This is a genomic window from Streptomyces lydicus, from assembly GCF_001729485.1.
GTDB classification, from domain to species: Bacteria; Actinomycetota; Actinomycetes; order Streptomycetales; family Streptomycetaceae; genus Streptomyces; species Streptomyces lydicus_D.
In genome coordinates this window covers 940,449-959,746 of the sequence record NZ_CP017157.1, presented here as the reverse complement: position 1 = coordinate 959,746, position 19,298 = coordinate 940,449, and the positions used below count along the sequence as shown (strand labels likewise).

Below are 19,298 nucleotides of genomic sequence, written 5' to 3'. Positions count from 1 at the left end.
GGTCAGTCGGTGAGGACGGACAGCTTCTGACCGGCGGTGGGTACGACGACCGAGCCCCGGTCGTCGGGCAGCGTCTGCACGGTGAAGGCGGGCACCCCGCCCTGGGGGCGCTCCAGCATCCGCGCCGCGTAGACGGGGCCGCTGCCGGGCTCGGGCTCCACGGTCAGCGCGTAGCTGCCCTTGAGGCCCTGCGGGCGGGGCGGGGCGACATCGAGGGCGGTGCCGCCCTTGACCGTGTACGTCTTGGTGACCGGCGTGCCGCCGCCGCTGCCGGCCGACGCGGTGACCTTCACCTTGGCGTCCTTGCCCTTCTCGGGGGCGACCAGCGACAGGGTGCTGCCCTTGGCGCCGTTGTCGGCGGCGGTGGCGCGCTTCTCGACCGCGCGGGTCGCGGGGATGAAGGCCATCTCCTGCTTGTCGCCCTTGCCGCGGGTCACCCGCAGCGCGGCCGCGACCGGGGCCTTGGAGTCGCCGCCGGACGGGGTGAGCACCAGCGAGCCGGCCTCGCCCTTGGTGACGTCCTTCAGGTCCACCGCCGTGGTCATCCCGCTCTTGAGGTGCAGGGTCTCCAGGCCGGCGGGGGTGATCAGTCCGGTCGGGGTGGCCAGCTGCACCTTCAGGTCGGCGTCGGCCTGCCCGGGCGCGAGCGCCACCAGCCGGACCGAGGTGGCGTCCTTCGGGATGCCGGGCAGCACCACGCTCGGCGACGGGTCGGCGGCGGCCGGCAGCCAGTCGCTGCCGAGCTTGCTGTCGGTCGCCTGGACGGCGGCGCCGACCCGGCCCTCGCGGGCGAGGACGTGCAGCGAGGCGTTGGTGGTGGGGGTGGTGGTCAGGGTGGAGAGCAGCACGGGGACGGTGGTGTGCGGCGGGACGGTGATGTCCTCGCCCGCGGAGCCGGCCAACGAGCCGTCCTTGCCGTGCAGTTCGAGGTCGACGACGGCCGGGACCGGGTCGGGGTTGGTGAGGTGGACGTAGTCCTGCCGGTCGGTGGCGGTGCTGACGCCGGGGAACCAGAAGGTGGTGTCCGGCGCGGTGCAGCCCAGGCCGAGGAGCCCGCGTCCGGAGCCGGCCGCGACGGCGGTGGTCTGCTGCACGGTCCAGCCGGGGGCGAGGGTGCCGTCCGCGGAGCCCACCAGCGCGGGCGCGTCGGCGCTGTCGGTGGTGGCGGTGACCGGCGTGCCCGCCTGCCGCAGCGGGACGACGGGCTTGGTGTCGGGGGGCGGCAGGACCTGGCTGCCGGCGGGGTCCGCGCCGCCGCTGCCGCCCTTGCCGCCCTTGTTCCCCTTGCCGTTCTTTCCCTTGCCCTGGTCGCCGCCGGCGTCCTTGACGGTCCCGGCGGGCAGCAGCTGGGCGGTGCCCTTCCTGGTGTCGGCGCCGGCCGCGGCGCCCTTGGGCGCGAACGCGGTGTAGGTCGTCTCGCCGACCTCGGAGGAGGTCGGGGCCGGGCAGAGCAGCGCGGAGCGCTGGACGGGCAGCCGGGTACCGGTGCCGGCCGGCTCCGCGGTGCCGCCGTCCGGGGCCGCGACCGCGGCGACGCCGGAGACCGCGGCCAGCGCGACGGCCACGCCGATCAGGGACATCATGGTGCGCTTCACTGCTGGTCGCTCCCGTCACGGCGCGGCTCGGGGTAGGAGCCGGGGTACCCGGGATACGGGGCGCCGTCGTCGTAAGGCTGCTGCTGGGGCTGCTGGGCCGGGTCCGCGTACTGCTGACCGCCGTAGCCGTACGGGTCGTAGGCGCCCGCCTGGTAGGGGTCGGCGGCGTACGGGTCGGCGGGCGCCCCGTAGGGGTCCGTCTGCGGGTACTGCTGCCCGTACTGGCCGGCCTGGTAGGGGTCGGCGGGGGCGTAGGGCTGCGCCTGCTGCGCGGCCTGCCAGTCCTCGTAGGTCGGCTGCTGGGGCACTGCGGCGTACGGGTCGCCCGGCACGGCGGGGTCCGGGGCGGGCGCCGGCTGCGCCGCCGGGTCGGTGTCCGGGGCGTCGGGCAGCTCGCCGTCGCGCGCCGCCGGGATGCCGGCGCCCGCCGCCTCGGGGGTGCCCGCGGCCTCGGCCTGGGCGCGCAGCCGGCGGGCCCGGCGGCCGTCGCCGGAGGCCGCGGCGGCCCGGTCGGCGGCGGTGTCCTCGGGCAGGTCGTCGTCGATCTCCCGGCGGCGGCCCGGCAGCGCGAGCACCACCAGGACGACGGCGAGCAGACCCTGGCCCCACAGCCAGAGGGTGTGGCCGAGCGGGTTCTCGTGGGTGAGGTCGAGGGTGCCGCCGTTGGAGGGCAGCGTGAAGCCCTGCGCCCAGCCGTCGACCGTGACCGGCTTGAGCGGGGTGCCGTCGAGGGTGGCCTGCCAGCCCTCGTCGGCGGCGTCCGCGAGCCGCAGCACCCGGCCGGCGGGACCGGCGGGCACCTTGGTGTGCGCCTCGACGGGGCCGGACGGTACGGCGACGGGCGCGGCGGCGTCCCCGGCGGTGGTGCCGTCCTGCGCCTGCGGGGCGGTGATCGAGACCCGCGAGACGCGGCGGTCGACCCGCCACAGGGCGCTGCCGTCCTCCTGGCTGAGCCGGGTCAGGCCGGGGGTCGCGTCCAGGACGCGGCCCATCTCGCGCGGCGCGCCGTTCCTGACCAGGACGTAGCGGACCGCGTAGCCGCCGAGCTGGTTGGTCTGGTCGGCGCCGGAGCCGGCGACGAGGTGGGCGACGATGCCGCTCAGCCGCCGGTCCTCGCCCGCCTCGGCGGCCAGGTCGGCGTCGCCGAGGCGGGCGCCGGAGCCGCGGACGAGGGAGTAGTCGACGTGGCCGGGCCGGCCGTCGAGGACGAGGGTGCGGGCCCGGTCGGCGGTGCCGGACTCCTCGGCGACGAAGGCCGGGACCTGCTCGGGGTTGCGGCGCTCCAGCGGGCCGTCGGCGCCGGTGATCATCCAGCTGACGGCGGCGTAGAGCGGGGCGAGCAGGGACGCCAGCGCGATCAGCACGGCGACCGGCTGCTTCCAGCCGAAGCCGAGGCTGGCCATGCGGGTGCGGATGCCCTCGGCGCCGATCGCCGCGGCGCACAGCAGCGCCAGGCCGTAGACGAGCATCGCCGGGCCGGTCCAGCCGGAGCCGTTGCCGAGCGCCGCGAAGAGCAGTCCGGTGAGCGCGACGGCCCACGCGGCGCGGATCGCCAACTGCCGGGTGTCGCGCAGGGTCGCGGCGACCGCGGCCAGCACGATGCCGAAGAGCAGCAGCCCGCCGGCGGCCTTGGGGCCGCCGGGGCTGAGGCCGACGAGGTCGAGCACGGAGGCGGAGCCGGCGCCGTAGCCGAGTCCGGCCTCCTGGAAGAAGCGGGACGGCTGGGTCAGCAGCGACAGCGACCAGGGCGCGAGCACCAGGAGCGGGGCGAGCGTCACGGCCAGGAAGCGCAGCAGGTACGGCAGCACCTGGTCCCGGCCGCCCCCGGCCCCGGAGCCCAGGAGCCGGCGCACCAGCAGCCCGAGGCCCAGCAGCAGCGCCATCGGCCAGACGACCGGGGTGAAGGCCGTGGTGAAGGTGATCAGCAGGGCGTACGCCCAGGTGGCGCGCCAGCTGGGCCGGGTGCCCGCGGGCAGCCGCAGTCCGCTCGCGGCCACCGCGGCGCGCGCCATCAGGGGCAGCAGGATCGCCAGCACCGCGGTGCCCAGCCGGCCGCCGGCCAGCGCGCCGGCGGCCGCGGGCAGGAAGGCGTAGGCGATGCTCGCCCAGGCCCGCAGCAGCCGGGAGGTGACCAGCGGGCGGGAGGCGAAGTAGGCGGTGAGGCCGGCGAGCGGGACCGAACAGACCAGCAGCAGGGTGACGGTGAAGCCGGTCGAGCCGAGGAAGATGCTCGACACCAGGGCGACGATCGCCAGGTAGGGCGGCGCGGAGGCGCTGTCGCCGACGCCGACCGCGTGCCAGCTGTCGAGGTACGCCGACCACAGGTCGGACACGCTGCCGGGGGCGGGCAGCAGCGCGCCGCCGGTGAGGGAGCCCGCGCCGAGCAGTCCGCGGCAGGCGACCAGCGAGACCAGCAGCAGGACGAGGAAGAGCACCGGTGCGGGCTTGCGGGCGATCCGCTTGAGCCGGGCGAACTGCTCGATCTCCAGGAAGTCGGCGTCGTCGCCGCCGGGTCCGGACTCCACGGCGCCGTGCCGGCCGGCCGAGGCCACGTCGGGGGCGGCCCGGCCGGCGAGGTTGCCGGCGATCTGCTCGACGGTGGCCCGTACGGTCGCGCCGGGCGGCGGGAAGAGCGCCCGCAGTTCGCCGGGGTCCACCGCCGGCCGGCCTCTGCGTTTGCGGGCGGCGAGGATCTTGCCGGGCCGCAGCAGGGTGCCGAAGAGTCCGGCGAGTTCGTCCAGCGCCTGGCCGGGGACCTTGCCGACGAGGTAGGCGATGACCCGCAGGAAGGTGCCGAGCAGCAGCCGCAGCAGGACGTACGGCAGGACCCGGCCGCGGGTGTTGGTGAGCAGGGTGTAGACGGCGCCGGCCTTGTCGACGCGGTGCGGGTTGGCCACCGAGCGGCCGACGCAGTCGATCGGGCGGCGCTCACGGGCGGCGGCCTCGGCGTGCCGGAGGACGGCGTCCGGGGCGATCAGGACCTGGTGGCCGGCGGCCTGGGCGCGCCAGCACAGGTCGACGTCGTCGCGCATCAGCGGCAGCCGGCGGTCGAAGCCGCCCAACTCCTCGTAGACGTCACGGCGGATGAGCATGCCTGCGGTGGAGACGGACAGCACCGGGCGCACCTGGTCGTGCTGGCCCTGGTCCTGTTCGCGGCGGTCCAGGCCGGTCCAACGGCGGCCGCTGCGGGCGATGCTGACGCCGGTTTCGAGCAGCTGCCGGCGGTCGTACCAGCTGCGCAGCTTGGGGCCGACGATGACGGTCGCGGGACTGGCGTCGGCGACCCGCAGCAGCTCGGCGAGCGCGTCCGGCTCGGGCGCGCAGTCGTCGTGCAGCAGCCACAGCCACTGGACCGGTTCGCCGTGCGGCAACTCCGGCATGTCGTACGCCTCGTCGCGCCAGGTGCGGCTGACCGGGTCCCAGCCGCTGGGGCGGCGCAGGTACGGCAGGTCGTCGGGGGTGAGCGCGGGGGCGGTGCGGACGGCCTCGTCGACGGCGGTGCCGAAGCCGGAGCGGCGGGCGAGGTGCAGCACGCGCTGGTCGCCGATCGCCTCGGCGAGGAGCTGGGCGGAGTTGTCCGCGCTGCCGGTGTCGGCACCGATGACGTTCTGCACCGGGCGCTCCTGGCCGAGCAGCCCGGCGAGCGCGTCCGGCAGCCAGCGGGCCCCGTCATGGGAGACGATCACGGCGGTGACGACGTGCCGTGGGAACTCGGGGGTGGCGGCTTCGTATGAGGTGGCCTGGGCGGCCGGCTGGCTGTGCACGGACATCGAGGTACGGGCCCTCCGGACCCGGGAGTTCGGGACCCGCGGCGAAGTCGCTCAGGGCACCCGCCCCCGGAAGACACTGCGACGGACTACGAGGCGACGCACGCGCCCTGGGGGGCGGCGGCGCATCTCGGACGGGGCCCCACACTAATGGTTCGCGCCGCCACCCCGACGGGGCCGGTGCGCAGCAGCGCACAGCAGTCCGCCTCCGGCGACGTGGGCGCTGGAGGCGGAGAGTTCGCTATAGGGGGATATGGGGAGTCGGTGCGGTGCGGCGGCGTGGTCCGGAAGGCCGCGCGCCGTCGGTCCGGACGGCTGCTCGGTCATCTCAGACGGCGGCCTTCTTGAGCCGGCGCCGCTCGCGTTCGGACAGACCGCCCCAGATACCGAAGCGCTCGTCGTTGGCGAGGGCGTATTCGAGGCACTCGGACCGGACTTCACAGGCGAGGCAGACCTTCTTCGCCTCGCGGGTGGAGCCACCCTTCTCCGGGAAGAAGGACTCGGGGTCGGTCTGGGCGCACAGTGCGCGCTCCTGCCAGCCGAGCTCCTCGTCCGCCTCCTCGACCAGCAATTCCTGGAACAGCTCGGTCATGTGCGCCCCTCGTCTGTCTTTACGTCCCCGTGATCAAGCCGTGATCGATTTCGGCTGAACGACACGAGTGAAATTACAAGTGTGGTGATCCGGGCCAGTCAAGCCGAGATCTGCTATTGAGCCTCTTATTCACTCGGCGGAACCAAGCGGATACGGAAAGTGTTCAAATCAGTAAAAACCAGGACACTTCCCTGGGCGTGCCACCCGGGCACGTCCACGTCGGCCAGGAAGACGCGATCAGGCGGCATTCGCGTTGCACCCCGCGCGCCGGAGCGGGGAAGATCACAAGCGGATCACGGGACCGCAACGGCGTTTGGGGGTGCGGTTGCCGGTCGATGTCTCCGCGTCCAGGACTGCACAAACCTTTCGCCGGGCGGAGTAACCGGATGAGGTGAAAGATTTACGGCAAACCAGACGTCCGGTTGACATCGCGCCGCGAACCCGGTCTCCTTGACCGCATGCCAGCGACTGCCGCGCCCCGACTGACCCGTGCCTACGGGTCGCTCTGCGCTGCGCAGGCCCGCTGTCGCTGTTCCAGCTGTTGAAGCCACTGAGCTCCAGCCTTTTCGCCGCCGCACCCCGCAGCGCCCCTGCATCGCGTCCCGTGCCGCGCGCCCCCCACAGGGAGAGCCCGCGCCGTGCCGCACCCCCTGCGCGACCGCCCCGCACTTCCGCCGAGGAATCCGAAACCGATGAACAGCGACGTCCAGATCGCCGGCGATCCCCTCGCCATCCCCCACCTGCTGCCGCCCGTCCCCGCCCACCCGGCCACCGTCGCCGGCTTCGCCGGGCTGGCCCGCGCGATCGCCGCCGACCGCGCCTCCTGGGCGCCGCTCGTCCGCTACGACGCCACCACCCGCTGGTACCACCGGCTGCGCGCCGTGCCGCAGGCACCCGGCGCCACCTCCGCGGCCCCGGTCGGCTACGAGGTGTGGCTGCTGAGCTGGGTACCCGGACAGGGCAGCGGACGCCACGACCACGGGCGGTCCTCCGGTGTACTGACCGTCCTGGAGGGCGAGTTGACCGAGCACGCCGCGGACGGGCCCCGTACGCTCACCGCCGGCGCGCAGCGGGTGTTCGCCCCCGGCTACGTCCACGAGGTCGTCAACGACTCCCTGAAGCCGGCGGTCAGCCTGCACGTCTACTTCCCCGGTCTCACCGACATGCCGATGCACCCGAGCCAGGCCGCCGCCCCCGGCGTCGTGGCCGCCCCGCCCGAGGTGCTCGCTCCCTGACGCCCACCTTGACCACCGCCCCCGTCGGCGCCGCCGCCGGCTGACAGACTGTCGCCATGCGAATCGTGGTTCTGGCCGGCGGTATCGGCGGCGCCCGCTTTCTGCGGGGACTGAAGGCAGCGGCTCCGGACGCGGACATCACCGTCATCGGCAACACCGGCGACGACATCCATCTGTTCGGCCTCAAGGTGTGTCCCGACCTGGACACCGTGATGTACACGCTCGGCGGCGGCATCAACGAGGACCAGGGCTGGGGCCGCGCCGACGAAACCTTCCGGGTGAAGGAGGAGTTGGCGGCCTACGGCGTCGGCCCCGAGTGGTTCGGGCTCGGCGACCGGGACTTCGCCACGCACATCGTCCGCACCCAGATGCTCGGCGCCGGGTACCCGCTCAGCGCCGTGACCCAGGCGCTGTGCGACCGCTGGCAGCCGGGCGTCCGGCTGCTCCCGATGACCGACGACCGGATCGAGACCCACGTCGCCATCGAGGAGGACGGCGAACAGCGGGCGGTGCACTTCCAGGAGTACTGGGTGCGGCTGCGCGCCTCGGTGGACGCCAAGGCCGTGGTGCCCGTCGGCGCCGAGCAGGCCGCGCCCGCGCCCGGCGTGCTGGAGGCCGTCGCGCAGGCCGACGTGATCCTCTTCCCGCCGTCCAACCCCGTCGTCAGCGTCGGCACCATCCTCGCCGTCCCGGGCATCCGGGAGGCCATCGCGGAGGCCGGCGCGCCCGTCGTGGGCCTCTCCCCCCTCGTCGGTGACGCACCGGTGCGCGGGATGGCCGACAAGGTGCTGGCCGCGGTCGGCGTGGCGTCCACCGCCTCGGCGGTGGCCGGACACTACGGGGCGAGGCGGCGGCCCGCGCGGGACGGCGCCGGCGCCGGGCTGCTGGACGGCTGGCTGGTCGACACCGTGGACGCGGGACGGGTGCCGGAGGTCGAGGCCGCCGGCATCCGCTGCCGGGCGGTACCGCTGATGATGACGGACCTGGACGCGACCGCCGCGATGGCCCGCGAGGCGCTGGCGCTCGCCGAGGAGGTCCGGGCGTGACCCGGCTGCCCGGGTACCGGGTCTGGGCACTGCCGGGGATCCCCGAGGTGCGGCCCGGCGACGACCTGGCGAAGCTGATCGCCGCGGCGGCGACCGCCGACGGGCCGCCCGGGCTCGCCGACGGCGACGTGCTGCTGGTGACCTCGAAGATCGTCAGCAAGGCCGAGGGACGGGTGGTCCGGGCAACCGACCGGGAGGCGGCGATCGACCGGGAGACGGTACGGGTGGTGGCCCGCCGCGGCACGCTGCGGATCGTGGAGAACCGGCAGGGCCTGGTGATGGCGGCGGCCGGCGTGGACGCCTCCAACACCCCGCACGGCACCGTGCTGTTGCTGCCCGAGGACCCGGATGCCTCGGCCCGTGCCCTGCGCGCGGGCCTGCGCGCCGCGCTCGGCGTCGACGTCGGCGTCGTCATCAGCGACACCTTCGGGCGGCCCTGGCGCAACGGCCTCACCGATGTCGCCATCGGGGCGGCCGGGGTGCGGGTGCTGGACGATCTGCGCGGCGGCACCGACGCGTACGGCAATCCGCTCAGCGCCACGGTGGTGGCCACCGCCGACGAACTGGCCGCCGCCGGTGACCTGGTGAAGGGCAAGGCGGCCGGGCTGCCGGTCGCGGTGGTGCGCGGCCTCGGGCACGTCGTCGAGGCGGCCGGCGACGGTGCCGGGGCCCGCGCGATGGTGCGCGGGGCCGCGGACGACATGTTCCGGCTGGGCACCTCGGAGGCCGTACGGGAGGCGGTGACGCTGCGGCGTACGGTCCGGGCGTTCACCGGCGAGCCGGTCGACCCGGGGGCGGTCCGGCGCGCGGTGGCGGCGGCGCTCACGGCTCCGGCGCCGCACCACACCACGCCGTGGCGGTTCGTGCTGCTGGAGTCGGCGGAGTCCAGGACGCGGCTGCTGGACACGATGCGGGACGCCTGGATCGCGGACCTGCGCGCCGACGGCAAGTCGGAGGAGTCCGTCGCCAAGCGGGTGCGGCGCGGTGACGTGCTGCGGCAGGCGCCGTACCTGGCGGTGCCGTGCCTGGTGACCGACGGCGCGCACACCTACCCGGACGCGCGGCGCAACGCCGCCGAGCGCGAGATGTTCGTGGTCGCCCACGGCGCGGGGATCCAGAACTTCCTGGTCGCGCTGGCGGGCGAACGCCTGGGCTCCGCGTGGATCTCCTCGACGATGTTCTGCCGGGACGCCGTACGGGACGTCCTGGGGCTGCCCGGCGACTGGGAGCCGATGGGCGCGGTGGCGATCGGGCACGCGGCCGAGGCGCCCAAGGAGCGGCCGCCGCGCCCGGCCGACGACTTCGTCGTGGTGCGCTGACGCCGGTGCGCCGGTGCCGGCCGCGGGGCGGCGGCGCCGGGGCCGGTCAGAGGCGGGCGATGTCGCCGACCGGGAAGCGGGGGGCCCGGCGGGGCGGGGTGATGCCCGCGAGCAGGATGAGGCGGGCGGCGCGGTGGCGCTGGCCCGCGTAGGGGGCGAGCAGGTCGAGCATCTGCGCGTCGGTGGTGCCGCGCCGGCCGGTGAGCGCATAGCCGATGATCTTCGGCAGGTGGAGGTCGCCGACCGTGAGCGCGTCGGGGGCGCCGAGGGTGCGCTGGAGCGTCTCGGCGGCGGTCCACGGGCCGATGCCCGGTATCGCGGTCAGCCGGCGGGTGGCGTCCGCGAGCTCCATCCCGGCCGCCTCCTCCATGCGCCGCGCGACCCGCACCGCCCGCAGGATCGTCGAGGAGCGCTTGGCGTCCACGCCGGCGCGGTGCCACTCCCAGGAGGGGATCAGCGCCCAGCCGCGCGGCTCGGGCATCACCCGCAGCCGGTCCCAGGGGCCGGGCGCGGGCTCGCCGTGCCGCTGCAGCAGGAGCCGCCAGGCGCGGTACGCCTCGTCGGCGGTGACCTTCTGCTCCAGGACCGAGGGGATCAGCGACTCCAGGACCAGGCCGGTGCGGGCCAGCCGGACGCCGGGGTGGCGCCGGCGCGCCTCGTGGACGACGCGGTGCCGGGCGGTCAGCAGCTCCGGGTCGTCCCGCTCCCCCAGCAGCTCGGGCAGGTGCTCCAGCAGCCAGTCCGCGCCCGGCCCCCAGCCCTCGGCCTCGACCCGGCCCTCGGCCGCCCGCGCCACCAGGCGCAGCGTGCCGGGGCCCTCGGGCGTCCGGCAGGCCCGCCACAGTTCGCCGCCGCGCGTCGCGAACGCCGGGTCGCCGGGGCCGCGCCGCAGCACGCACAGCGTGCGGTGCAGGTCGTAGGGGCCGGGCGGAACCCAGGTGCGGGCGGGCATGCGGCCAGGTTAGGCGATGGCGGGGCCGGCGACGCCGGCCCCGGGGCCGCCCTACTGGTCGGAGGAGAAGCGCACCGCGGCGTCCGGGATGCGGGCGTCGCACCAGATCCGGATCCCGTCGCGCAGCTCGTTGTCCGCGCCGATCACCGCGCCGTCGCCGATGACCGCGCCGTCCAGGACCGTACGGGCCCCGATGCGCGCCCCGGCGCCGATCAGCGAGTCGCGGATGTGGGCGCCCTCCTCGACGACCGCTCCTTCGAGGACGGCGCTGCCGTCGATGCGGGCGCCGGCGCCGATGACCGTGCGCGGGCCGGCGACGGTGCCGCCGGTCAGCTTGGCGTCCACGGCGACCTCGGCGGTCTCCATGACCAGGCGGTCGCCGCGGCGGCCGGGCACCGCCGGGGACGGGGCGCGGCCGAGGACGAGGTCGGCGGAACCCCGGACGAACGCCTGCGGGGTGCCGAGGTCGAGCCAGTAGGTGGAGTCGACCATGCCCTGGAGGTGGGCGCCGTCGGCGAGGAGCCCGGGGAACGTCTCGCGCTCCACGGAGACCGGGCGGTCGGCCGGGATGGCGTCGATGACCGACCGGTTGAAGACGTAGGCGCCGGCGTTGATCTGGTCGGTGACGATCTCCTCGGGGGTCTGCGGCTTCTCCAGGAAGGCGGTGACCCGGCCGGTGTCGTCGGTGGGCACCAGCCCGAAGGCGCGGGGGTCCTCGACCCGGGTGAGGTGCAGGGAGACATCGGCGCCGGAGGTGCGGTGGGTGTCGACGAGGGCGCCGATGTCCAGGCCGGTGAGGATGTCGCCGTTGAAGATCAGCACCGGGTCGCCGGGGGCGGAGTGCAGGCGCTCGGCGACGTTGCGGATGGCGCCGCCGGTGCCCAGCGGCTCCCGCTCGGTGACGTACTCCAGGTGCAGTCCGAGGGCCGATCCGTCGCCGAAGTACGGCTCGAAGACCTCGGCGAGGTAGGAGGTGGCCAGGACGATGTGCTCGACACCGGCGGCCCGGGCGCGGGCGAGCTGGTGGGTGAGGAACGGCACACCCGCCGCGGGGACCATGGGCTTGGGCGTACGCGCCGTCAGCGGGCGCAGCCGGGTGCCCTTGCCGCCGACCAGAAGGATCGCTTCAGTCACCTTGTCTTCTCTGCTTCCTGCTGGGGTCGGCCGATCGGCGGACCAGTGTAGGCAGACGGTTTTCCGGTCGCCCTGGGTGGGACGTGGAACACAACGGAGACGCAATTGTCGTGATCGTTAGGACGCGCGCACCGCAGGAGTGGTTCATTGGTGACAGCAACATGCCACAGCAGACCCGCGCAAACCACCGAGTTCCGCTGTGACCGGCCAAAATCGGGTCAGCGACCCTGGAGTTGAGCGGCCGCGAGGCGGGTGCCGGCGAGCTTGTTGTAGAGGTGGGCACCGGGACAGTCGGTGAGGAAGCCGTCCCGGTGGCCGGCGATGGTGTGCATCCGGACCTTGGCGCCCTTGGGGTAGCGGTTGCCGCCGCCGGACAGCATCTGGACGGTGGCGCGCGGGTCGACGCTGTTCAGGCCGAGCTTCCAGGCCGTCAGACGGGAAATCGCGTCGAGCGCGGGCTTGGGCGGCTCCTCGCCGGTGAAGGTGCCGAGGACGGCGATGCCGGTGCTGTCGTTGTTGAAGCCGAGGGTGTGGGCGCCCATGACGGGCTTGGCGACGCCGCCGGCGCGGCCCTCGTAGACCGTTCCGCACTTGTCGACGAGGAAGTTGTAGCCGATGTCCCGCCAGTGGTTGCTCCTGACGTGGAAGCGGTACATCGCGCGGATCAGCGAAGGGGCCTGTGCGCAGCTGTAGTTGTTGCCCGATCCGCTGTGGTGGACGAAGGCGGCGCGCACGGCCTTGGTGTAGATGAACTTCTTCTCGCGCAGCGACTCGTCGGCGCCCCAGCCGGCCCGGGTGACGATCCGCGGGCGCGGCCCGACGGCGGTCCGCGCGGGGGGCGTCAGGCCGGCGGCGGCGATGTCGGCCTGGGAGGCGGCGCGGTCGAGAGCCGGGATCTCGGTGGCGCCGAGCGGGGCGAGGCCGGCGTTGGCGGCAGAGGCGGCGGCCGCGGCCGGGCCGAGCGGGGCCGGCGGGCCGGCCCGGTCGGCGCGGTCGGCGCCCGGCCGGCTCCCGGGGTCGACGAGTTCCAGCCGCAGCCCGGCCGGGACGGCGACCGGGGCACGGCGGCGGGTCTCGGGGGTGATGCGCAGTTGGACGGCGTCGGAGTCACCGACCCACAGCGGCGCGGTGGAGCCCCGTACCTCGCTGTCGTGCCGTTCGGCCGCGCCGAGGTCGGGGGCGTCGTCGTTGTGGGTCTGTACGTCCTGCCAGCCGGACCAGCGGCCGCTGCCGGTGGCGCGGGTGCGGACCTGGACCCGGCCGTGCAGGGCGGCGTCGGCGTCGTCCCAGACGACTCCCAGCAGCGAGAACGGCCGCACGCCGCGGGCCGGCAGGCCGAGCGTGCGGGGGGCGCCGAGGTTCTCGCGGCGGGTGCCGTCCGGGGTGGCCGCGCCGAGCGCCGCCACCGGCAGGGACTGGGTGCTGCCCGGCAGGTCACCGGCGCGCGCCGCGGCCGGTTCCGGGGCCGGCGGGCGGCCGGCGGCGCCGGCTCCGGCGTCCGGCGCGAAGGGCAGGGCGAGGGCGGCGGTGCACGCCGCGCCGAGGCAGCTCGCGAGGAAGGGGCGCATGGACAGCATCGTGGACACGGCCGACGGCAACACGCCAACGGTGGTCTGACGGGGCATCGGCCGATCCGGTGTCCGGGCCTGCCGCGCCCGGCCGACCGCCAACCGCCGCCCCGCGTACCCTGGCCGCGATGAACGCCACCGAACGCACCCCCGCCGACCTGCTGAGTTCCGCGCTCGCCGCGGATCCGGCCCGCCCGCTGGTGACCTTCTACGACGACGCCACCGGCGAGCGCGTGGAACTGTCCGTCGCGACCTTCGCCAATTGGGTGGCCAAGACCGCCAACTACCTCCAGGGCGATCTGGCCGCCGCGCCGGGCGACCGGCTGGCGCTGCTGCTGCCCGCCCACTGGCAGACCGCGGTGTGGCTGCTGGCCTGCTCGTCGGTGGGTGTGGTCGCGGAGGTGGGCGGCGACCCGGCCGGCGCGGACCTCGTGGTCGCCGGGCCGGACGGGCTGGACGCGGCGCGGGCGTGCTCCGGGGAGCGGGTGGCGCTGGCGCTGCGCCCGCTGGGCGGGCGCTTCCCGCAGCCGCCCGCGGGCTTCGCGGACTACGCCGTGGAGGTTCCGGGCCAGGGCGACCGCTTCGCGCCGTTCGCGCCGGTGGACCCCGACGAGGTGGCGTTGGTCGTCGGCGGCGAGGAGCTGACCGGCGCCGGCATCGTGGCCCGGGCGCTGGCCGACGCGGACGCGGCGGGCATGCCGGCGGCACCGCGGGTGCGGTCGGCGCTGCCGTACGACAGCTGGCAGGGCCTGTCGTACGGGCTGTACGCGCCGCTGGCGGCCGGCGGTTCGGTGGTGCTGTGCCGGCACCACGACCGGCTGGGCGCCGAGGCCGCGGCGGACCGGGAGGCCAGCGAGAAGATCACGTTCCGGGCGCCGCCGGCGGCGTCCTGACGGACGCTCCCCCGTCCGGCGCAGCAAAGGTGTCCGTGACGGGCCCCTTCGCCCATTTAGGTCCATGATCGTGAGTTACGTACAACCCTGCGCCGGTTTCGTCGGTCTCCTTCACCGTCCGGCTCCGCGTGCGGGCGCGAGGCCGACTCCGTGAGGGATGGACGCACAGGTGACCGAGACCCCCGAGCCCCCCAGGTTCACCGGCTGGGACGAGCGCCCGGCCAGGGGGCCGGGGGCACTGCGCCGGCACTGGCGGCGCTGGGTCGCGCTCGGGGCCACCGGGGCGCTGCTGGCCGGGGCGGGCACCGGCTGGGCGCTCTACACCAAGCTCAACAGCAACATCCACACCGACAGCGCCACCGAGCGGGAGCTGCGCAAGTGGGAGTCCGAGCGGCCCCCGGCGGGCCCGCCCAACGCCCAGAACCTGCTGCTGATCGGCTCCGACAGCCGCAACGGCGGCAACCGCAAGTACGGCAGCAGCCGCGGCCAGCGCTCGGACACCACGATGCTGCTGCACCTGGCGGCGGACCGGAGGAGCGCCACCGCGGTCAGCATCCCGCGCGACCTGATGGTGCAGGTGCCGCACTGCAAGCGCTCCGACGGGGCGGAGACCACGTCGCAGACGGAACAGTTCAACTGGGCGTTCGCGTTCGGCGGGGCGGCCTGCTCGATCCGCACCGTCGAGAAGATGACCAACATCCGCATCGACCACTACATGATCATCGATTTCGTCGGGTTCACGAAGATGGTCGACGCGGTGGACGGGGTCGAGGTCTGCCTGCCGCAGGCGGTACGGGACGACGAGGCGCATCTGCGGCTGCCCGCGGGCCGGCAGACGCTGTACGGGGAGGCGGCGCTCGGATACGTCAGGGCCAGGAAGAGCCTGGGCAACGGCAGCGACACACAGCGCATGGAGCGGCAACAGCGCTTTCTTGGTGCTCTGGTGAAGAAAGTGCAGAGCAATGGTGTCCTGCTCAATCCGACCCGGCTGTATCCGGTGCTGGACGCCGCGACGAGTTCCCTGACCACGGATGCCGCGCTGGCTTCTCTGCGGGGCCTGTACGAATTGGTGCGCAGCACCCGCAGCATTCCCACCGACCGGGTCCAGTTCCTGACCGTGCCGCGCCGGGAGTACCGCTTCGACAGCAACCGCGACGAGCTGGTGCAGCCGGACGCGGAGCGGCTCTTCGGGCAGTTGCGCAGGGATCTTCCGGTGACGGTGGACCCGGAGCGGGAGAGCGGGGAGAATCCGGTCCGTTCAGGGGCTGGTTCCCCGGACGGCAAGCCGGAAGGATCTCCCTCGCCGCCGGCGAGTTCGGGTCCGACCTTTCCCGGGACGACGGCGGAACACGGGGTCTGTGAATAAAGATGCCGCAAAGTACGCTCGGCGACTCGAATGGATTGGGCGGATTGCCCAGTTGTAGGGAAGTGGAATTTGTCACGCGCGTCGCGGGGCGCTGAACTGGGCGGATAGTGTGAGCGATCCGGTCCGCACGTACTGCTGACCGATGACCATGCACGCATGACCAGCACTGCACGATCGACCTACCCGAGCGCCTTGAGGGGATGGCGCCGCGTGGCACCGACGGAGGACTCAAGGCACCGTGGACGCGCAAGGCCGTGGGCAGGCGGGCGACAACAACGTCGACCCCGCCGATCAGTGGGTGTTCGATCCGGACACCGGCAACTACGAGCTGCGACTTGACCCTGCCGGTCAAGCGCCCGCTCGGCCCTCCGACCGCAGGGCGCCCGGCTCAAGACGCGCCGCGCGCAAGCCGGGTGGCGACGAGGTCGGTGACACCGACACCCGTCCGCTGCCGACCCAGGGCGGCGGCCGCCGCGGTGGGCGGGGCGCGGACGAGGCGGACGAGCGGCCCTCGGGCGGCCGGGCCGCGCGCCGGGCCGGCAGCCGTGCGGCCTCGGCCTCGGTCGCGGGCCCGGCGAGCCGTCGCAAGGCCAAGCCGAAGGCGTCCGGCAAGAAGAAGGTCCTGTACTGGACGGCCGGCGTGGTGGGCTTCGTCCTCGTCGCGGGCTGCGGCGGCGCGTTCTACCTGTACCAACAGCTGAACGGCAACATCAACAAGGTCGACGTCGGCGTGGAGAACGACGCGGTCTCCGACGGCCCGGTGAACGTCCTGATCATCGGCACGGACGCCCGCTCCGGCAAGGGCAATTCGGGCTACGGCGACGCCGGCAGCGTCGGGCACGCGGACACCACGCTGCTGATGCACATCTCCAAGGACCGGTCGAACGCCACCGCGCTGAGCATTCCGCGCGACATGATCACCGACATCCCCGACTGCCCGACCAAGCAGAAGGACGGGACGAAGAAGACGATCCCCGGCGAGCACGGGGTGCGTTTCAACACCAGCCTGGGCCAGGAGGGCCGGGACCCCGGCTGCACCTGGCGGACCGTCGAGAAGCTGACCGGCCTGAAGATCGACCACTTCATGATGGCCGACTTCAACGCGGTCAAGGAGCTCTCCACCGCGGTGGACGGCGTCGAGGTGTGCGCCGCCAAGGACCTCAACGACCCCAAGTCGCACCTGCGGCTGAAGGCCGGCCGGCACGTCGTCAAGGGCGAGCAGGCGCTGGCGTTCGTCCGCACCCGGCACGCCATCGGATTCGGCAGCGACCTGGACCGGATCAAGATGCAGCAGCAGTTCCTCAGCTCGCTGATCCGCAAGCTGAAGTCCGACGCCTTCAGCAGCCCGAGCAAGCTCTACGCCGTGAGCCAGGCGGCGACCAAGGCGCTGACCGTCGACACCGGCATCGGGAGCGCGTCGAAGCTGCTGGACTTCGGCCAGGACCTCAAGCGGGTCAACATCGACAAGATCACCTTCGCCACGGTGCCGGTGCTGGACAACCCCAACGACCCGGCCACCGTCATCCTGGACAAGGCGAAGGCGGACCCGCTGTTCGCGATGGTGCGGGCCGACCACGCCCTGGCCAAGGGCAAGAAGGGCAAGAAGGGCTCCGGGTCGGTCAAGAAGGCCCCGCCGGAGCTGGTGCGGGTGGACGTGACCAACGGCGGCGGCCCGATCGGCTCGGCGCAGGAGACCGTGGACTGGCTCCAGAACAGCAAGGGCGCCCGGCTGTCCACCAATGCCGGCAACGCCCCGACCAAGCTGTCCGCGACACGTCTGGAATACGCCCCGAACCAGGCCGACCAGGCCGCCACCCTGGCCGACTGGATGGGTCTGCCCAAGAGCGCGCTGAAGAAGTCCTCGCAGGACGCGGGTGACCGCGTGCCGATGAAGCTCGTCCTCGGCAAGGACTTCACCGCCCCGGGGTCGCCGATCACGGCGCCGACCGAGATGCCGGACAACGTGCAGAACGTCAACGCGGACGACAAGAACGTCTGCGCCAAGTGAGCTGAGCGGACTCCGGCCGCCTGCGAAGGCGGCCGGGCGCACCACCCAACTGACAACGGGGAGAGGGCCCAATGCGGCAGAGCAGTGTGCGTGGTGACAGATCACGGCGGCGCCGGCGCCAACCGGACGCGCAGGAACTGGGCTGGGACGACAGCCTCTACGAGGACAAGGGGCTGCCGCCGGACGCGCCCGGCTGGACGCCGCCCGAGGGCAGCGCCGTGCCGGCCGGCGACGGTGCCGGGAACGATGACGGTGCCGACGCCGGGGGCCACCGCAAAGGGGGCCGCCCGCGCAAGGGCAAGGGCCGCAAGGTGCTGCGCTGGACCGCGCTGACGGTCGCCGTCGTCCTGGTGGGCGCGGCCGGCGCCGGCTACTGGTACTACGAGCACCTCAACGCGAACCTCCGCAAGGCGCCCCGCTCCCTGGGCGGCAACGGCCTGAAGAAGCCGGACCCCAACGCGTTCGGGCAGACCCCGCTGAACATCCTGCTGCTGGGCTCCGACGGCCGGAACAGCAAGAAGAACATCGAGCTCGGCGGCGCCCGTCAGGACGCGGACCGCAAGCCGCTGGCCGACGTCCAGATGCTGGTGCACGTCTCCGCCGACCGCAGCAGCATGTCGGTGCTCTCCATCCCGCGGGACACCCGGGTGACGATCCCCAAGTGCACCGACCCGAAGAACGGCGCGGTCTACCCCCAGACCACCGGAGCCATCAACCAGTCGCTCCAGCACGGCGGCCCGGGCTGCACCCTCGCCACCTGGCAGGAGCTGACCGGCGTCTACATCGACCACTTCATGATGGTCGACTTCTCCGGTGTGGTGGACATGGCCGACGCCATCGGCGGCGTCCCGGTCTGCGTCGACAACAACGTCTACTCGCACGACAGCAAGGGCCACGGCAGCGGTCTGCGGCTCACCAAGGGCACCCACCCGGTCAAGGGCGTGCAGGCCCTGCAGTGGCTGCGCACGCGCTACGGCTTCGAGGACAACACCGACATCGGCCGGGCCAAGGCCCAGCACATGTACATGAACTCGATGGTCCGCCAGCTGAAGAAGGGCACCAAGCTCACCAACCCCGGCCAGCTGCGGGACCTGGCGGAGGCCGCGACCAAGGCGCTGACCGTCGACGACGGGCTCGACACCGTCAAGAAGCTCTACGACCTGGGCGGTGACCTCAGCCGGGTACCGACCAAGCGGATCACGATGGTGACCATGCCCTGGGTCTACGGCCCCGGGGAGGCGTACGTCCTGCCCAAGCCCGGCGACGCGGACGCGACCTTCGCGCTGCTGCGCAACGACACCGCGCTCGACGGCAAGGACCGGAAGAAGAAGCCGGCCGGCGACCCCAAGGCGTCAACGCCCAAGGACCAGCTGGAGGTTGTCGTCCAGAACGGCACCAACAGCACGGTCAGCGGTCCGGCTTCCGGGCGCGCCAAGGTCGTCCAGCAGCAGCTGGCGAACCTCGGCTACGGCGCGGCGTCCACCAACTCCGTGCTCACCAGCCAGGCCGACACCACGCTCACCTACCACGACGCGGCCCGGCGCGGTGACGCGCTGGCCGTCGCCAAGGCGCTCGGGCTGCCCAAGAGCGCGGTGCGGGAGTCGAGTTCGGCCACCGGGATGCGGCTGGTGGTGGGCAACGACTGGCGCAGCGGCACCGCGTACCCGAAGCAGCAGGACGGCGGGAAGACCGCGGACAAGGCCCCCGACAGCGCCGACGCCCTCAACGGCGAGGACACCAAGGCGTGCATGAAGGTGAATCCGCAGTACTCCTTCTGACGGGCCGGCGGGCGCGGCGACGTACCGCGCGCACCCGCCCGCCCG

General features: G+C 73.8%; 13 protein-coding genes. 7 read left to right on the top strand and 6 right to left on the bottom strand.

Going from position 1 to position 19,298, the window contains the following annotated elements:
* Positions 1-2 precede the first annotated feature (2 nt).
* The 3 genes from SL103_RS04190 to SL103_RS04180 form a co-directional block, all read right to left on the bottom strand.
* A complete protein-coding gene (locus SL103_RS04190; protein ID WP_069567428.1) occupies positions 3-1,595 on the bottom strand; it encodes a DUF5719 family protein in 1,593 nt (530 codons plus the stop codon).
* Complete coding sequence (locus tag SL103_RS04185; RefSeq protein WP_069567427.1) at positions 1,592-5,365, bottom strand: glycosyltransferase family 2 protein; 3,774 nt, start codon at positions 5,363-5,365, stop codon at positions 1,592-1,594. Before SL103_RS04185 ends, SL103_RS04190 begins: the two co-directional genes overlap by 4 nt.
* Before the next feature lie 325 nt (positions 5,366-5,690).
* On the bottom strand, positions 5,691-5,954 hold the full coding sequence (locus SL103_RS04180; RefSeq protein ID WP_003983763.1) for a WhiB family transcriptional regulator: 264 nt from the start codon (positions 5,952-5,954) through the stop codon (positions 5,691-5,693).
* Between the two features lie 692 nt (positions 5,955-6,646).
* Here SL103_RS04180 and SL103_RS04175 point away from each other — a divergent pair.
* The 3 genes from SL103_RS04175 to SL103_RS04165 are packed head-to-tail and all read left to right on the top strand — an operon-like array spanning position 6,647 to position 9,554.
* Positions 6,647-7,189, top strand: coding sequence for a cysteine dioxygenase (locus tag SL103_RS04175; RefSeq protein ID WP_069567426.1), 543 nt, complete (start codon positions 6,647-6,649; stop codon positions 7,187-7,189).
* A gap of 56 nt (positions 7,190-7,245) precedes the next feature.
* Entirely contained in the window at positions 7,246-8,235 is a 990-nt protein-coding gene (gene cofD / locus SL103_RS04170) for a 2-phospho-L-lactate transferase (protein ID WP_069567425.1), read from the top strand.
* Positions 8,232-9,554, top strand: a complete 1,323-nt coding sequence (locus SL103_RS04165) for a coenzyme F420-0:L-glutamate ligase (protein WP_069567424.1) — start codon at positions 8,232-8,234, stop codon at positions 9,552-9,554. The genes cofD and SL103_RS04165 overlap by 4 nt, the downstream gene beginning before the upstream one ends.
* A 46-nt stretch (positions 9,555-9,600) precedes the next feature.
* On the opposite strand, the gene SL103_RS04160 is transcribed toward SL103_RS04165, so the two are convergent.
* From SL103_RS04160 to SL103_RS04150, 3 genes are all read right to left on the bottom strand, one after another.
* On the bottom strand, positions 9,601-10,506 hold the full coding sequence (locus SL103_RS04160; protein ID WP_069567423.1) for a DNA-3-methyladenine glycosylase family protein: 906 nt from the start codon (positions 10,504-10,506) through the stop codon (positions 9,601-9,603).
* 51 nt (positions 10,507-10,557) lie between these two features.
* Complete coding sequence (locus SL103_RS04155; RefSeq protein ID WP_069567422.1) at positions 10,558-11,640, bottom strand: nucleotidyltransferase family protein; 1,083 nt, start codon at positions 11,638-11,640, stop codon at positions 10,558-10,560.
* 218 nt (positions 11,641-11,858) lie between these two features.
* Positions 11,859-13,208: a peptidoglycan recognition protein family protein gene (locus tag SL103_RS04150; RefSeq protein WP_069573388.1), complete on the bottom strand. Its 1,350-nt coding sequence runs from the start codon at positions 13,206-13,208 to the stop codon at positions 11,859-11,861.
* A gap of 128 nt (positions 13,209-13,336) precedes the next feature.
* Here SL103_RS04150 and SL103_RS04145 point away from each other — a divergent pair, with 128 nt between their 5' ends.
* The 4 genes from SL103_RS04145 to SL103_RS04130 all read left to right on the top strand — a co-directional run bounded on the left by SL103_RS04145 (position 13,337) and on the right by SL103_RS04130 (position 19,253).
* Entirely contained in the window at positions 13,337-14,101 is a 765-nt protein-coding gene (locus tag SL103_RS04145) for a TIGR03089 family protein (RefSeq protein ID WP_069567421.1), read from the top strand.
* Between the two features lie 157 nt (positions 14,102-14,258).
* A complete protein-coding gene (locus tag SL103_RS04140) occupies positions 14,259-15,467 on the top strand; it encodes an LCP family protein (RefSeq protein WP_069567420.1) in 1,209 nt (402 codons plus the stop codon).
* Between the two features lie 238 nt (positions 15,468-15,705).
* Positions 15,706-17,475 carry an LCP family protein gene (locus tag SL103_RS04135; protein WP_069567419.1) on the top strand — a complete coding sequence of 590 codons (1,770 nt, stop codon included), beginning with the start codon at positions 15,706-15,708 and terminating at the stop codon, positions 17,473-17,475.
* 71 nt (positions 17,476-17,546) lie between these two features.
* A complete protein-coding gene (locus SL103_RS04130) occupies positions 17,547-19,253 on the top strand; it encodes an LCP family protein (RefSeq protein WP_069567418.1) in 1,707 nt (568 codons plus the stop codon).
* Positions 19,254-19,298 lie beyond the last annotated feature (45 nt).